At 72.5% G+C, this 15336-nt stretch carries 14 protein-coding genes and 1 pseudogene; 5 read left to right on the forward strand and 10 right to left on the reverse strand.

The annotated features are described in order from the left end of the window. Window positions 1–22: 22 nt before the first annotated feature. Entirely contained in the window at window positions 23–1381 is a 1359-nt protein-coding gene (locus tag ACFY5B_RS10210; RefSeq protein WP_389967308.1) for an MFS transporter, read from the forward strand. Window positions 1382–1644: 263 nt separating this feature from the next. Next, window positions 1645–2877 (forward strand): serine hydrolase domain-containing protein, encoded by a 1233-nt coding sequence (locus ACFY5B_RS10215; protein ID WP_389967311.1) that lies wholly within the window; start codon window positions 1645–1647, stop codon window positions 2875–2877. A gap of 3 nt (window positions 2878–2880) precedes the next feature. On the opposite strand, the gene ACFY5B_RS10220 is transcribed toward ACFY5B_RS10215, so the two are convergent. The 3 genes from ACFY5B_RS10220 to ribA form a co-directional block, all read right to left on the reverse strand. Next, entirely contained in the window at window positions 2881–4038 is a 1158-nt protein-coding gene (locus ACFY5B_RS10220) for a saccharopine dehydrogenase family protein (protein ID WP_389967314.1), read from the reverse strand. Further along, a complete protein-coding gene (locus ACFY5B_RS10225; RefSeq protein ID WP_389967317.1) occupies window positions 4028–5095 on the reverse strand; it encodes a saccharopine dehydrogenase in 1068 nt (355 codons plus the stop codon). The genes ACFY5B_RS10220 and ACFY5B_RS10225 overlap by 11 nt, the downstream gene beginning before the upstream one ends. A 145-nt stretch (window positions 5096–5240) precedes the next feature. Next, window positions 5241–5900 carry a GTP cyclohydrolase II gene (ribA, locus tag ACFY5B_RS10230; RefSeq protein ID WP_389967320.1) on the reverse strand — a complete coding sequence of 220 codons (660 nt, stop codon included), beginning with the start codon at window positions 5898–5900 and terminating at the stop codon, window positions 5241–5243. A 41-nt stretch (window positions 5901–5941) separates the two neighbouring features. On the opposite strand from ribA, the gene ACFY5B_RS10235 reads away from it, so the two are divergent. Then, window positions 5942–6670, forward strand: coding sequence for a creatininase family protein (locus tag ACFY5B_RS10235; RefSeq protein ID WP_344465675.1), 729 nt, complete (start codon window positions 5942–5944; stop codon window positions 6668–6670). 143 nt (window positions 6671–6813) lie between these two features. On the opposite strand, the pseudogene ACFY5B_RS10240 reads toward ACFY5B_RS10235, so the two are convergent. The 5 genes and pseudogenes from ACFY5B_RS10240 to ACFY5B_RS10260 all read right to left on the reverse strand — a co-directional run. Further along, window positions 6814–8085: pseudogene (locus ACFY5B_RS10240) on the reverse strand (lysylphosphatidylglycerol synthase transmembrane domain-containing protein); the annotation flags it as partial. Further along, window positions 8082–9209, reverse strand: coding sequence for a class I SAM-dependent methyltransferase (locus ACFY5B_RS10245; protein ID WP_389967324.1), 1128 nt, complete (start codon window positions 9207–9209; stop codon window positions 8082–8084). The gene ACFY5B_RS10245 and the pseudogene ACFY5B_RS10240, both read right to left, overlap by 4 nt. Beyond that, the gene (locus ACFY5B_RS10250) at window positions 9206–10411 is read right to left on the reverse strand and encodes a glycosyltransferase family 4 protein (RefSeq protein WP_389967327.1); all 1206 of its coding nucleotides are present in this window, start codon (window positions 10409–10411) and stop codon (window positions 9206–9208) included. Before ACFY5B_RS10250 ends, ACFY5B_RS10245 begins: the two co-directional genes overlap by 4 nt. Beyond that, entirely contained in the window at window positions 10408–10806 is a 399-nt protein-coding gene (locus tag ACFY5B_RS10255) for a 6-carboxytetrahydropterin synthase (protein ID WP_030843501.1), read from the reverse strand. The genes ACFY5B_RS10250 and ACFY5B_RS10255 overlap by 4 nt, the downstream gene beginning before the upstream one ends. Before the next feature lie 170 nt (window positions 10807–10976). Continuing rightward, window positions 10977–11957, reverse strand: coding sequence for a zinc-binding alcohol dehydrogenase (locus ACFY5B_RS10260; protein ID WP_389967331.1), 981 nt, complete (start codon window positions 11955–11957; stop codon window positions 10977–10979). 108 nt (window positions 11958–12065) lie between these two features. On the opposite strand from ACFY5B_RS10260, the gene ACFY5B_RS10265 reads away from it, so the two are divergent. After that, window positions 12066–12827 carry a CDP-alcohol phosphatidyltransferase family protein gene (locus tag ACFY5B_RS10265; RefSeq protein WP_389967334.1) on the forward strand — a complete coding sequence of 254 codons (762 nt, stop codon included), beginning with the start codon at window positions 12066–12068 and terminating at the stop codon, window positions 12825–12827. Between the two features lie 20 nt (window positions 12828–12847). Here ACFY5B_RS10265 and ACFY5B_RS10270 read toward each other — a convergent pair whose 3' ends face one another. Further along, window positions 12848–13228 carry a winged helix-turn-helix transcriptional regulator gene (locus ACFY5B_RS10270; protein WP_389967337.1) on the reverse strand — a complete coding sequence of 127 codons (381 nt, stop codon included), beginning with the start codon at window positions 13226–13228 and terminating at the stop codon, window positions 12848–12850. Between the two features lie 128 nt (window positions 13229–13356). On the opposite strand from ACFY5B_RS10270, the gene ACFY5B_RS10275 reads away from it, so the two are divergent. Then, on the forward strand, window positions 13357–13758 hold the full coding sequence (locus ACFY5B_RS10275; RefSeq protein WP_389967340.1) for a Rid family hydrolase: 402 nt from the start codon (window positions 13357–13359) through the stop codon (window positions 13756–13758). Window positions 13759–13767: 9 nt separating this feature from the next. On the opposite strand, the gene ACFY5B_RS10280 is transcribed toward ACFY5B_RS10275, so the two are convergent. Beyond that, the gene (locus ACFY5B_RS10280; protein WP_389967343.1) at window positions 13768–15282 is read right to left on the reverse strand and encodes an ABC transporter substrate-binding protein; all 1515 of its coding nucleotides are present in this window, start codon (window positions 15280–15282) and stop codon (window positions 13768–13770) included. Window positions 15283–15336 lie beyond the last annotated feature (54 nt).

Here is a 15336-nt window from a genome sequence, read left to right on the forward strand (position 1 = left end):
ACGGAGCCCCCAAGGAGCCGCCGTGTCCGTCCCCGCCATGCCCTCAGGGTCCGCCGCCCCGCCCGGTCAGCCCAGGAAAGCCGCGACCGCCGCCTGGATCGGCAGCGCCCTGGAGTACTACGACTTCTTCATCTACGGCAGCGCCGCCGCGCTGATCTTCCCCGAGGTGTTCTTCGACGAGTCCGACCCGGCCACGGCGACCCTGCTGTCGCTGGCCACGTTCGGTGTCGCGTACGCGGCCCGCCCGGTCGGCGCGCTGGTGCTCGGGCACTTCGGTGACCGGGTCGGCCGTAAGAAGATCATGGTCTTCACGCTGATGCTGATGGGCCTGTCGACGTTCCTCATCGGCTGTCTGCCGACCCGCGACCAGGTCGGCGGACTCGCTCCGGTCCTGCTGGTGCTGTGCCGGGTGCTCCAGGGCATCTCGGCCGCCGGTGAGCAGGCCAGCGCCAACTCCATGACGCTGGAACACGCGCCGCCGGGCCGGCGCGGCTTCTTCACCAGCTTCACCCTCAGCGGCACCCAGGGCGGCCAGTTGCTGGCCACGCTGGTCTTCATCCCCGTCGCCGCGCTGCCCGAGGACCAGCTGCTGTCGTGGGGCTGGCGGCTGCCGTTCTGGCTGAGCGTCGCGGTCGCCGTCGTCGGCTGGGTCATCCGCCGCAGGCTGGACGAGACACCGGCCTTCGCCCGGCAGGCCGCCGAGGCGGGTGTGGTCAAGCTGCCCCTGGTGATCCTGCTCCGCGAGCACTGGGCGGACGTGCTGCGGGTGATCGCGGGCGCGCTGATCGCCTCGGTCAGCACGATCTTCACGGTGTGGGCGCTGGCGTACGCCACGAGCGACGCGGTCGGCATGTCGCGTACGGCCATGCTGTGGGTGGGCGCGCTGGCGAATGTCGTCGCGCTCGCCGCGATCCCGCTGTGGGCGACGCTGTCCGACCGGATCGGGCGCCGCCCGGTGTTCCTGATCGGCGCGGCCGGCAGCGCGGTGACGATGTTTCTGTACCTGTGGGCGGTCTCCACGGGCTCCTACCCGCTGACCCTCCTGACGGGCGTCATCTGCTTCGGCGTGGTCTACAGCGCCGCGAACGGCGTGTGGCCCGCCTTCTACGGCGAGATGTTCACGACCCGGGTCCGGCTGTCCGGCGTGGCCATCGGAACGCAGATCGGTTTCGCGGCGGCCGGGTTCGCGGTGACGTTCGCGGCGCGGATCGCCGGGCCCGGGGGCGACGACTGGGCGGCGGTGGCGCTGTTCACGGCGGCGTTGTGCGTGCCGCCGGTGATCGCCGCGCTGTCGGCGCGGGAGACCCACCGGGTCCCTGCGGAGTCGCTGGGGGAACGGGCCGGGCTCCGGGCAGCGCAGCCGGAGAAGGTGACGGCCTGAGGGCGGGTGCGGGTGCCCGTGACGCCCCGCTCCCCGCGCGCTGCGGGGAACGGGGCGTCGAGGACGTGCGTGCGGTGCGCGGGGGCTGGTCGCGCAGTTCCCCGCGCCCCCTGAGGGGACTCCTCCGGGCCTCGACCCCTCCGGTCCCTCGCTCACCTGTTCTGACGCGATCATGAACCGATCCTGCACCGCGATGGGTGTCTGATGCGGTCCGGGCGGGGTATGCCGGATCTCATCTCGACCAGTGCGACGGGAGACGAGCCATGGCACAGCTGCGACAAGAGGTCGATCCGGGTGAGGCCGGGCTGGATCCGCAGGTGCTGGGCCGGCTGGACCGGACCTTCGCCCGGCTGGTCGACGAGGGGCGTCTGCCGGGCTTCCTCGTGTCCGTCGCCCGGGCCGGACGCGTGGCCCACCTCACGACACACGGGCTGCGCGACGTCGCGGCCGGGCTGCCGGTCGAGCCCGACACGCTGTGGCGGGTGTACTCCATGACGAAGCCGGTCGCCGCCGTCGCCGCGCTGCTGCTGGTGGAGGAGGGCCGGCTGTCGCTGGACGACCCGGTCGCCGACCACCTGCCCGCCTTCGCCGAACCGCGGGTCTACGTCGCGGGCGAAGGCGCGGAGGTCGAGACCCGCCCCGCCGACGGCCCGATACTCGTCCGGCATCTGATGACCCACACCTCGGGTCTGACCTTCGGCTTCTACCGCACCCATCCCGTCGACGCCCTGTACCGCGACGCAGGCCTGGAGTCGTCGGTGCCGCCGGGCGCGGACCTGGCCGAGACCATTGAGGTGTACGCGAGTCTGCCCCTGCAGTTCGAGCCGGGCACCGAGTGGAACTACTCGGTGGCCAGCAACGTCTTGGGCCGCATCATCGAGGTCGTGTCCGGGCAGCCGCTCGACGTGTTCTGCGCGGAGCGGATCTTCGGGCCGCTCGGCATGACGGACGCGGGCTTCCACGTCACGGACGCCCAGGCGCCCCGGCTCTCGGAGATGTACGGGGAGAAGGAGGGCGGCGGCATCGAGCCGATCGCCGGGCTGCCGCTGCGCGGCCGGCCGCGGTTCCTGTCGGGCAGCGGCGGCATGGTGTGCTCGGCCCACGACTACCACCGCTTCATGGAACTGCTGCGCCGCCGGGGCGAACTCGACGGCGTGCGGCTGCTCGACCCGAGCACCGTGGAGCTGATGACCCGCAACCACCTGCCCGGCGGCACCGACCTGCGGGCCTTCGGCAGCCGCCCCGCCCACGACGAGCCCGGCAACGAGGGGCTCGGCTTCGGCCTCAACTGCTCCGTGGTGATCGACCCGTCCCGGACCCTGGTCCCGTCCGGGCGCGGCGCCTTCGGCTGGAGCGGCGTGGCCACGACGACGTTCTGGGTCGACCCGGGCCGCGACCTGACGGTGCAGTTCATGACGCAGGTGCGGCCCCGGACCTCCCACACGGTCTTCAAGGACCTCAAGCGGCTCATCCACGAGGCCCTGTCGGACCGTTGACCGCTACTGGTCGACGCGCAGGGTGAAGTCCACGCCGTTCCGGGCGAGTTCACCCAGCCACTGCTCGGACCGGTCGGCCGTCTCCGCTGCGCGGTTCAGGCCGGGCGGGAGGGAGCCGTCCAGGACGTGGCGGACGCCGAGGGCGAGGGTCCGGGAGACGCAGCGGGCCATCGCGCTCTCCTCGGCATCGCCCACCAGGTCGAGGAGATAACCGCCCTTCCACCTGCGCCCCGACTCGGCGCGCACGTCCAGCGACACGGCCAGGACCACCCGGTCGCGGTCGTCGTCCGTGGTGGGGTACGTGGCGGCCAGCTCCCGGGCCAGGGCGGCGATCCGGGCGTCGTCACCGGTCCGCAGCTCCTCGAAGACGCCGTCCCAGGCGCGCAGCCAACCCTCCAGACGCAGGGTGCCGCGGACGAACGTGCGCGGTGTCCAGGCGTCCGGCAGCCCGTACTGCGCGACGAACGGGACGCTGTCGCGGTTCGGGTAGACCTCGAAGGTCTCCCCGTCGACGACATGCCGCCGGGTCGCCTCCCAGGGCCGCTCGGCGATCGTCTCCGCACCGCCCTCGAGGTAACGGGCCGGGGAGCGCAGGGCGCCCAGGACACCCGCGGGGGCCCAGCTGAAGCGGTAGGTGAAGTCGTTCGGGACGGCGGGGACACCGCCGCAGTACGACGTGAAGGTGTATGAGGCGGGCGTCCCGTCACCGATGGCCTCCCGGGCCCGGGCGACCAGGGCGTGGGCGAACAGGTGGTCGATGCCCGGGTCGAGACCGGCCTCGGTGAGGACGACGAGCCCGGCCTTGCCTGCGGCGGGCACCTGTTCCAGCACCGCCTCCGACACATAGCTGGAGCACGCGAAGTGCGCCCCCCGCCGGACGCACTCCGCCAGGAGCGGGGCGTGCTCCGGCGCGGGCAGCATCGACACGACGACGTCGCCCGGGGCGAGTTCGGCGGCGAGCGCGGACAGCGTGTAGGCACGGGGCTCGGCCCGGCCGGCGAGTCCCAGCCTGCCGAGGGCGTCGGCGGCGCGGCTCTCGGTGCGGTGCCAGAGCCGTACCCGATCGGCGGTGTCGCACAACGCGGCGAGACCGCTGCCCGTGGACAGGCCGGCGCCGATCCAGTGGACGGTGCCGCTCGCCGGTGCCGGTTCAGTGGTCAAGGGACTCCCCCTTGTCCTTGTCGAGGCCGTGGGCGCGGGACGCCTCACGGAACCGGTCCAGGCAGCGCCCCCAGGCCCCGGAGACGCCGAAGTCGAGCAGGTGGGGCAGCAGGGCGGCCGAGAAATCGGTGCTGGACTCCAGCGGCAGCAGGGAGGGCAGGTTGTCGATGGCGATGAGGTCGAGCGGGGGCTCTTGGCGCAGCCGGCGTACCGGCTCGTCCCAGGAGGTGGTGTCGTCGTACACCGGCAGGACGTTGAGCGGGGAACCGACGTCGCAGGTCACGTCGCACACGGTGCGCAGGCGGCGGTCCGGGGCGTCGAGGTCCTGTGGGCGCAGGAAGGGCGGGATTGGGGTGATGGCGAGCACCGCGTTGACCATCACGTCGTGCCGCAGCAGGGCGGCGCGGTCGAGGTCGCGGGTCTCGGCGAGGTCCCAGCAGGTCGGATCGGCGCCGGCGGTGGCGAAGGCCGTGCGGGCGCCGCGGCCGCTGCGGCCCAGGGCGCCGATGACCAGGCCGGTGAACCCGGCGTCGGCGGCGTCCGGCTTCAGGGTCTCGTCCAGGTCTTCCTTGGTGGTCGGGGTCAGCGGTGCCCGTAGCCGGCCCCGGTGCCGGAGCACGGCGAGGGCGGCGCCCAGATAACCGGCCCAGAACCCGAAGGCGGCGAGACGCCGTCCGGTGTCGTCCACCAGGTACTCCAGGTCGAACAGCGCCCCGCCCCCGGCGGCGAACCGGCCCAGCAGATCCGCCGCTCCCGGCTGGCCCTTGTAGGCGTGGCCGAAGAAGATGTGCCGGTGCGTCAGTCCGGCCGGCTTGTCGGGCAGTTCCTTCAGGCCGAGCACGACGGCGTCCCGGGGCGCCGTCACCCAGGAGCCCGCGGGCGCGACACGGCAGCCGGCCGCCTCGTACTCCTCGATTGGGAAGACCCGCTGCGGGGACTCCTCGACGGTCAGTTCCACTCCGTGCCCGACGAGCCGCCGGGCGTCGTCGGGCACGATCGGAGTGCGTCGCTCGGTCGTGCGGGCCTCGTGGCGCAGCCACAGTCGGAGCTCGGTCATACCAGGTGGGCCTCCGGCGTGAGGCGTCGGCCGCCGAGGGCCGACGCTTCTGGGGCGGACGTCCACGAAGCGTACGCGGCCCACCCACGGGTCGCGCACGGATTCGCCCAGCTCACGTCTGGGGGCCCGAACCGGACGAGGCCGGTCAGGAGGAGCTGACCACCGCGTCCAGGTGGGGCAGGTGGTGATCGAGGCGCTCCCGCTTGGTGCGCAGATAGGTGATGTTGTTCTCGCACGGCGGTATGAGCAGCGGCACCTGCTCGGCGACCGTGATGCCGTGGTCCACGAGCGCCTCGCGCTTGCGCGGGTTGTTGGACATCAGGCGCACGGACCGCACGCCCAGGTCGTCCAGGATCCGGGCGGCGACACCGTAGTCGCGGGCGTCCACGGGCAGGCCGAGGGCGAGGTTGGCCTCGACCGTGTCCAGGCCCTCCGCCTGCAGGGCCATCGCGCGCAGCTTGGCGAGCAGGCCGATGCCCCGGCCTTCATGCCCTCTGAGGTAGACCACGACACCGGCACCCTCGGCGACGACCGCGCGCAGGGCGGCGTCGAGCTGGTCGCCGCACTCGCAGTGCTGGGAGCCGAAGGCGTCACCGGTCAGGCACTCCGAGTGCAGCCGGATGAGGACGTCGTCCGCGCCGATCTCGCCGTAGACCAGCGCGACCTGTTCGTCACCGCGGTCGTGGTCCATGTAGCCGATCGCCTGGAATTTCCCGTACACGGTGGGCAAGGGGGCATTCACGACGCGTTCCACGCCGGTCCGCTGCGGTGCCTTCTTGCCGAGTACGCCAATTTTGTCTGTCATGATTCTCGAGTTCCTAAGCAGAGACGAAAGGCCGTGACGATATGAGTGATCTGGTGCCGGCGGACACCACGGAAGACGTACGGACGCGAGCTGCCGGCGTCTCACGGCAGGTCGCGGTGCTTCCCGTGGGGAGCTTCGAACAGCACGGCGCGTATCTTCCGTTGGCGACCGACACGCTCGTCGCCTGTGCCGTCGCGCGGGAGATAGCCGGCGCGTATCCGGTGCACCTCCTTCCTCCGGTGACGATCTCGTGCTCGCACGAGCACGCGGCCTGGCCGGGGACCGTCAGCATCTCCTCGGTGACCCTTCATGCGGTGGTGCGGGACATTGCGGCTTCGCTGCGCCGGTCCGGGGTCGACGCCCTGGTGGTGGTCAACGGACACGGCGGCAACTACGTGCTGGGCAACGTGGTTCAGGAATCCTCCGCCCGCGGCGAGCGGATGGCGCTCTTCCCGGCCGCGGAGGACTGGGAGGCGGCGCGCGAGCGGGCGGGTGTGGTCACCTCGCTGCTCACGGACATGCACGCGGGGGAAATCGAGACCTCCATCCTCCTGCACGCTCATCCCGAAATGCTCCGACCCGGTTACGAGACTTCCGATTTCGTCGCTGACGACCGGCGTCATCTGCTCACCCTCGGCATGTCCGGCTATACCGATTCCGGTGTCATCGGCCGTCCTTCGCTGGGTTCGGCGGAAAAAGGGAAGGAACTCCTGGCGAGCCTTGCGGATTCCTTCGGAGCGTATTTCTCATTGCTGACCTCCGACGCGTAGTCACCTTGCGGTGCCGGGGCCTGGGGAGTCGCCCGGTCCCCGGCCCGCAGGCCCGCGTACCAGCGGGCGACGAGCACGATCAAGCCGGGCAGGCTCGCCACGAGGCTGAGCACGCCGTAGACGACCGCGACGGCGAGCCCCCGGCCCGCGCCCAGGCCCGCGGCGCCGAACGCCCAGGCGGTGACGCCCTCCCTGGGCCCCCAGCCTCCGACGTTCAGCGGCAGGCCCATCGCCAGCAGGGCAAGGACGGCGAGGGGCAGCAGGACGGTCGCGGAGGCGGCGGTCCCGGCGACCCGGGCGGCGAGTACGAACATCGCGACGTAACCTGCCAGCACGACCACGGAGGAGACAGCCACCCCGGGCCCGTTCTGTCGCGACAGCAGCCCCTCGCGGGCCTCGGCGAGGAACGCGCGCACCTTACGGCCCCGGGGCGAGGGTGCCGCGCGGTTCATGCGCAGGGCGAGGACGACGGCGAGTGCGCCCAGGCCGGTCAGCGCCGCCGGCAGGGCGATGTTCCGGGCCTGAGCCAGAACCGGGGACGGCATGGTCAGCAGGACCACGGCCCCGGCGGCGAACAACGCGAGCTGCCCGGCGGTCCGTTCGAGGACGACGGCCTTCACGCCCCGCCGCAGGTCCCCCTCGCTCTGCCCGTGCCGCACGGCCCGGTGCACGTCACCGAGGATGCCGCCGGGCAGGGCCGCGTTCAGGAACAGCGCGCGGTAGTAGTCGGCGACGGCCGGCCCGAACGGCAGCCGGATCCTGAGTCCCCGGGCCACGAGCGCCCACCGCCACGCGCTGCACACGGTGGTGACGAGCCCGATGCCGAGTGCGAGCAGCAGCGACACCCCGTCGATCCGCCGCAGCCCGTCCAGGAAGACACCGGTACCGAGGCGCCAGAACAGCACGCCCAAGATGGCGATTCCGGCGAGGGTGCCGAGGTGCGTGCGGACCTTCGGGGAGCCGAGGCGGGCCAGAGCCGTACGGACCGGGCCGCGCGCCGGCGTACCGGTGCCGTCCGGAAGCAAGCCGTCCGGAAGCAAGCCGTCCGGACCGCTGCCGCCGTCCGGGCCAGGGGTGACCTGTAGGGCAGTGCCGTCCAGGCCGCTGGTGCCGTCCAGGGCACTGGTGCCGTCCAGGGCACTGGTGCCGTCCAGGCGACTGGTGCCGTCCGGAACAGTCATGCCCGTGTTGTGACGGTTCGTCAGAGCTTGGGTCGTCCGGGTGGGGCCGGGCGGGGTCGAGGCGGCGGGCTCGCTGCTGTCGCTCACCAGCGGGCGCGGCACGGCCGCGTCCGCCCGGGCCGTGTCCACCGGGCCGGAGGGCGCGGGCACACGGGTGCCGCCGGCGGTCGCGGGCAGCCCGGGCTGCTCGGTGAGCGTGGTGCGCGGGCGCGTTCCCGTCGCCTGCGGGCTCATGACGCTCCGCCCACCGGGCGGGACAGGGCGAGGAGGTCGACGTGGTGCACGGTGACGCGCAGCTCGCCCGCCGCGCACGCGGCCAGCCGGTTGGTCAGGTAGACGTCGGCCTCGGCCCGCAGTTCGGGGCGCTCCTCGACGGCGGCGCCGACCCAGCCGCGCAGCCACTGCTCGGTGAGCGCGGCCTGCTCGGGGCCGAGCCGCCAGGCGCTCGGGTGCAGCCGTACGGTCGCGCCGTGCTCGGAGAACGCCTCCGCCGCAGCGGTGACCGCGTCGGGTCCGAGCAGGCCGTCGCGACGCTGGTGGTCGTTGAACGCCTGGGCGATCTCCGCGTCCAGCGGGTGGGACGGGGTCAGTTCCACGCGCCCGGCGACGGACAGCGTCAGCAGGGCGGGGCAGCCGGCTCCGGCGCATGCGGCGGCGAGTTTGTCGATCTCCTCACGCGTGAGGACGTCCAGCAGGGCGGACGCCGTCACCAGGGACGCGCCCTGCAGGGCGTCCGGGGTGAGGCGGGCGATGTCGCCCCGGCGGGTCTCCACGGTGACCCGGCTGCCGTCGGCGGCCGAGCGCGGGGAGGAGACGGCCGCGAAGTGCAGCAGGTAGGGGTCGCGGTCGTGCAGGATCCAGTGCTGGGCGCCGTCCAGGCGGGGCGCGAGCCAGCGGCCCATCGAGCCGGTGCCGCAGCCCAGGTCGTGGATGACGACGCCCGACTTGCCCGGCAGGTTGGCGAGCCGGATCCGCAGCGGGTCGAGCAGGTCGTGCGCCCGTGCGGCGGCGTCGGCCGGCTCCCGCAGCTCCAGCCACTCGGGCGCGTACCGGGGCGGGTCGTCCGGGTTGGCCTCGCGCAGCTTGACGGTCGGCCGCGAGCCGGGCCTGCCGCTGGGTCCGGCGCCGGGGATGACGGCATCCGGGGCGTACCCGGGGACGAACTCCACGCTGGAGCCCAGGCCCGGGGTTCCCGTGGTCCCGCCCGGAACCGCGCCCGCTATGCCCGTTGCGGCGGCCTGCCCCGGGCCGGGCTTCCCGCCCGGAAGTACGCCGTCCGTCACGCCCGTGACCTCCCTCGGCCCGGGCTGTGCCGGGATCGCCCCGTTGTGCTGGGTCGTCGTCGCCGGGTTCGTCATGCGGACCTCCGGGGTTCGGTCGGGAGCCGGCGCAGTACCGCCGCCAGGCTCTGTGCGGTCGTCGCCCAGCCGTCGAGAGCGGCACGGCGGCTGCGGGCGGCGGCCTTCAGGCGACGTCGTACGTCCGCCTCGCCGAACCAGCCGCGCAGTTCGGCGGCGATGGCGGCGGGGTTCTCCGGCGGGACGAGGATGCCCGGCACCCCGCCGTCGGGGGCGCGGCCGACCGCCTCCGGCAGCCCGCCCACGTCCGTCGCCATCACCGGGATGCCCCGGGCCAGCGCCTCGGTCACGGCCATGCCGTACGTCTCTGCGTAGGAGGTGAGGACCATCAGGTCGGCCGTTGCGTAACTCGCGTCGAGCGCGGGGCCGGACTTCGGACCGGCCAGCTCCAGCCGGTCCTCGAGGCCGTGCTTGACGATGAGGGACCGCAGATGGTCGACGTACTCCGGGTCCTGGGTCAGGGAGCCGACACACACGCAGCTCCACGGCAGGTCGCTCACCGCGGCCAGCGCCTCCACCAGCCGGTGCTGGCCCTTGCGCGGGGTGACGGCGGCCACGCACAGCAGGCGCGACATCCCGTCGGTGCCGGGCGCGAGCGGCGCGATGTCGGCGCCGGGGGCGGCGACGTGCACCCGCTCGGGCGGAAGGCCGTGGTGGGAGACCAGGCGGCGGACCGCCCAGTCGCTGGTTGCGATCACCGCGGGTACCGCCCGCAGCACGGTCCGCTCCTTGGCGTCCAGTTCGGCGGCGACCGCCGCGTCCAGGCCCGTTTCGTCGCCGAGCGGGAGGTGGACGAGGACGGCCATGCGCAGGCGTTCCGCCTCGGGGACCACGATCTCCGGCACGCCGCAGGCCACCAGCCCGTCGAGGAGCACGACGGATCCGTCGGGCAACGCGGAAAGGGCGCCGGCCAGTTCCGTACGGGCGTCGGCTCCCGGCCGGGGCCAGTCACCGGCCACGGCGTGCTTGGTCACCTGCCAGCCGAAGCCGGGCAGATCCAGGCACACGCGCCGGTCGTAGGCGTTGCCGCCGCTGGGGGCCGTCGGGTCGTCGATGCCGCCCGGCAGTACGAAATGCACGGTGCGCAGGGACATGGGGATGATCTCGGCGTTCTTCAGGGAGGCGTGCTGCACGGGAACATAATTCAGCCGTGCCGGCGCCGGACCCATGTGCTCGGGCCGTTCGACGGTCGTGTCGGTCACAGCGCACGCTCGTAACTCGCCCAGGCGATGTGCGACTCGTGCAGCGTGACGGTCAGGCCCGCGATGCCCTTGGCGCCCTCGCCCAGCGCTCCCTTGTGGATGCGCTCGGCGAGCCGGTCGGCGATGACCTTGGCGAGGAACTCCGTGGAGGTGTTGACTCCGGCGAAGTCGGGCTCGTTGTCGAGGTTGCGGTAGTTCAGCTCGCTGACGACCGCGCCGAGTTCCTGGGTGGCCAGCCCGATGTCGACGACGATGTTGTCCTCGTCCAGCTGTTCGCGCCGGAACGTGGCGTCCACGAGGAACGTGGCCCCGTGCAGGCGCTGCGCGGGTCCGAAGACGTCGCCACGGAAGCTGTGGGCGATCATGATGTGATCGCGGACGGTGATGCTGAACAACGGACGACCCTCCAGGTGCGGCGCGTCTGTTCCCCGCTCTCGGTGCCGGGGATGCCGAGTAGTACGGCCCGTTGCCTTCCCCTGTTCAGCCTGTCGTACGTCTTTTCTCAGGTCAGGCGCTCTTGTCGTGGCCGACTCGTACCGGATGGAACGAATCGTCATCCGATGCGTCAATCGCTCCCGTCGTAACGGACGCGGTGGCACAGTGCGGGGACCTCGCCGGAGACGAGCCGGGGCAGCACGTCCGGCAGGTCCTCGAAGGGGGACTCACCGGTGATCAGGGCGTCGAGCGCGGGGTCGGCGAGCAGGTCGAGGGCGACGGCGAGCCGGTCGGCGTAGGTGCGGTTCGGGCGGGCCGGTGAGACGGTGCCGACCTGGCTGCTGCGGATGACGAGCCGCCGGGAGTGGAAGGCCTCGCCGAGCGGGAGGCGCACCTGCCGGTCGCCGTACCAGCTGAGTTCGAGCACGGTTCCCTCGGCGGTGAGGAGCTCCAGGGACCTGGTGAGGCCCGCTTCCGTGGCGCTGGCGTGCACGACCAGGTCGCGGTCGCCGTCGGCGTCCTCGGGAGTGGCGAAGCCGACGCCGAGCGCCTCGGCGATCTTCGCGCGCGAGGGGTCGGCGTCGACCAGCTGGACGCGGACCCCGGGGAACCGGGCGAGGAGGGCGGCCACCGAGCAGCCGACCATGCCGCCGCCGACCACGGCGATCCGGTCGCCGACCAGGGGCGCGGCGTCCCACAGGGCGTTGACGGCGGTCTCCACGGTCCCGGCGAGCACGGCTCGTTCGGCGGGCACGGTGTCCGGGACGGGGGTGACCGCGGCGGCCGGGACGACGTAGCGCGTCTGGTGCGGGTAGAGGCAGAAGACGGTGCGGCCGGTGAGTTCCGGGGGGCCTTGCTCCACCACACCGACGTTGAGGTAGCCGTACTTCACCGGGCCCGGGAAGTCGCCCTCCTGGAAGGGCGCGCGCATGGCGGTGTGCTGGCTGACGGGCACGCCACCGCGGAAGACGAGCGTCTCCGTGCCGCGGCTCACGCCGGAGAACAGCGTGCGGACCAGCACCTCGCCCTCGCCGGGCGCCGGCAGGGCGACGTCCCGGATCTCGCCTCGCCCAGGCGAGTCGATCCAGAACGCGCGTCCGGTGTGCTTCATCGAAGTCCTCCTGAACGATCGGGAAGCTGCTTGCGTACCGAGGGGTGCACAGGCCGCGCACAACGTAGCGGCCTTGATCGACTCTGTCACACGGCCGGAGGACGTTCGGTGGCCCTGAACAACACTTACGACGCGAGGCTCGTACAGCAGGAGACCGCCCTGGGGGCGGGCGTGCAGGTCCTGCTGCTGGCCCTGATCGGCACGGCGATCGGGATGGGGCCGGCGGGCTGGCTGAGCGGCCTCGCGTTCGCGATCGCCACCTGGGCGGTGCTCTCCCGGGCCCTGCACCGCTCCCGGCTGCGCTCCTTCGGCGCGGCGAACCGGGTCACCCTCGGCCGGGCCACTCTCGTCGGCGGGGTCACGGCCCTGGTCGCCGACTCGTTCCAGAGCTCGCCACCGGTGTCGCTGTTCGTCGGTCTGACGGCGGTGGCGCTGATCCTCGACGGCGTCGACGGCAAGGTCGCCCGCCGCACCGGCACGTCGACGCCGCTGGGCGCGCGCTTCGACATGGAGGTCGACGCCTTCCTGATCCTGGTGCTGAGCGTGTACGTGTCGATGCAACTGGGCCCGTGGGTGCTGCTGATCGGCGGCATGCGCTACGTCTTCGTCGCCGCGGCCAAGGTGTGGCCCTGGCTGACCGCCGCGCTCCCGGCGAGCACCGCCCGCAAGACCGTCGCCGCGCTCCAGGGCGTGCTGCTGCTCCTGGCGGGCGCCGATCTGCTGCCGTACGCGGCCAACTTCGGCGTCGCTGCCCTGGCACTGGGCCTGCTGGTCTGGTCGTTCGGGCGAGACGTGCTGTGGCTGTACCGGACCTCCCGGGCCGCGGAGCAGGCCGCTCCCCGTCAGGTGCGGGAACTGGTCGCGAGCTGACGCCCGGCCGGCCTCGCCGGTCAGGTGCCGAAGCGCCCTCGGGCCGCCTCGATGTGCCCGAGGTAGTGGTGGGTCCAGCCGCAGATCGCGTCGACCGTGGCGCGCAGGGCGCGGCCCGGCTCGGTGAGCGTGTACTCGACCTTGGGTGGCACGGTGGGGTGCACCTTCCGGTCGACCAGGCCGTTGCGCTCCAGCATCCGCAGGTTCTGCGTCAGCATCTTGTGGCTGACGCCCTCGACCTCGTCGCGCAACTCGCTGAAGCGCAGGGTGCGTTCCCCGAGCGCCTCGATGATCAGCAGGGCCCACTTGTTGGCCACGTCGGAGAAGATCTCCCGGGCCAGGGAGTCCGCCCGCCGCAGGTCCGCGTTCTCGGGCAGGTCTCTCAACTGCTTGGTCACCATCTGGTTCCCCAGTCACCGAAAAGTGCGTTCTTCCAGGTCGTCGTTCACTCTCCTACGGTTTCCGAGTAACCGCAAGAGAGTACGGACCCGCTTCCCGCGGTCCGTGCCCGACGGAAGGAACGCACGCCATGACCACGCTCGACGTCTACGACCACGGCATCCCGGCCGAGGGCCACTTCGGCTACGCCCAGGCGATCCGGTCCGGTGACCTTATCCACGTCTCCGGACAGCTCTCGTTCGACGAGGCGGGCGCCTTCGACCCCGAGGACGACTTCGCCGCCCAGCTCGACCGGACCTACGTCAACCTCGACAAGGTCCTGGCCCACTACGGCGCCACCCGCGACCAGATCGTCTCCCAGACGCTGTACGCGGTGGACCTCGTGCGGAACGCCGAGGTGGTCGCGAAGGGCAACCGGGCGTACTTCGGCGCCCACCGTCCGGTCAGCACGGCCCTCGGCGTCACCGAACTGACCTTCCCCGGGCAGCTCGTCGAGATCAGTTGCGTGATCGACACGAAGCTGCCCGCCTGAACCGCCCCGTCAGCGACGCGTTCCGGCACCCACGAGGGTCCGCTCGTAGGGGTCGAGCAGGACGCCCCTGACCTTGGTGGAGACGCCGGCGATGATCTGCTGATGGGCCAGCGGCACGACAGCGTCCGTGCCGAGGATCGCGGCCTCGGCGGCCATCGCGGCGTCCTGCCGCTCATCGGTGCCGTCGGTCTCGACGGCCCGGCCGACGGCCCGGTCGACCTGCTTGTCGCACAACCGGGCGAGATTGTAGGCGCCGTCGCACGTGTAGTCGCTGCCGAGGACGCCGACGGGGTCGCCGGTGTCCAGGAGGCTGTTCCGGGCTCCGATGAACGCGTCGAACTTCCCGGCGAGCGCGTCGCTCTCCAGCCGTGAGTACTCGCGCACCTCCAGTTTCACCGTGAAGCCCGCCTTCTGCAGTTGCTGTTGCACGACCTGGGCGACCTCGGGGAGTTCGGGCCGGTTGTCGTAGGTGGCGAGGGTGATCGACGCACCGTCGGGGCGGGCGGCCTTCGCGCGCCCGGCCGGCTTCACGCGCTTGCTCTCGGCCCAGGTGACGGCGGGCCCGAAGATGCCGGCGCCCGGGTCGGCGTACCCCTCGAAGACGCCCTTGACGAGGGCGGAGGAGTCGATCGCCGTGCGGGCCGCGACGCGCAGCTTCGGGTTTTTGAACGGCCCGGTCGTCGTGTTGAGTTGGAGGCTGGTGGTCCTGGTGGTGCCGGCTTCCTCGAGGGTGGCCTCGTCGAGTGTGGCGGCCTGGGCGACGGGGATCGCCTCGGCTATGTCCACGCCGCCGGTGCGGACGGCGTTGGCGCGGGCGGTGCCGTCCTTGACGAAGCGCGCGTCGATGCCGGAGGCGTGGGCGAGGCCGCCCCAGTAGTGGTCGTACCGGTCGAGGGTGGCGGAGCCGCCGCCGCTGACCTCGGCGATCTCGAAGGGCCCGGTGGCGGTGCCGACCGGGGTCGGGGTGCCCTTCTTCCCGTACGCCTTCGGGGCGAGGACCGCCAGGCTCGGACTGGACAGGCGCATGGGCAGGACGGGGTCGGGCTCGGCGGTGGTGATGCGGATGCCGCTGTCGCCGTCGCCCTTCGCGTCGAGGGTGACACCGGCGAGGGCGGCGGGCGGGGGCTCGGCCTGCGTGGCGTGGGTGAGTGCGGAGGCCACGGCGGCGGGTGTGACATCCGTGCCGTCCTGGAAGGTGGCCTCGCGCAGGGTGAAGCGCCAGGTCCGGTCGCTGACCCGGCGCCAGGACCGGGCGAGCGCGGGGACCGCGGCACCGTTGGCGTCCAGGGCGGTCAGACCCTCGGTGACGCCGAGCCGGCTGAGCAGCGTGGCGTCGGCGCCGTACGGCGAGAGGTTCTCGGCGGGCGGGAAGGCGAGGGCGACACGCAACCGCGACCCCGACGGCCCTCCGTCCGACGACGACTCCCCGCCGGGTGAGACGAAGCAGCCGGGCAGTCCCGGGAGAAGGACGAGGGGGACGAGAAACCGGACCGCACTCTTGCTGCTGAAAATACGCACTTGCACATCCTATGCACCAAGGTAATTCCCGATTGGCTCACGGAATTTGACAGGGGCGGC

It is taken from the genome of Streptomyces sp. NPDC013187 (assembly GCF_042899705.1).
GTDB classification, from domain to species: domain Bacteria; phylum Actinomycetota; class Actinomycetes; order Streptomycetales; family Streptomycetaceae; genus Streptomyces; species Streptomyces hawaiiensis_A.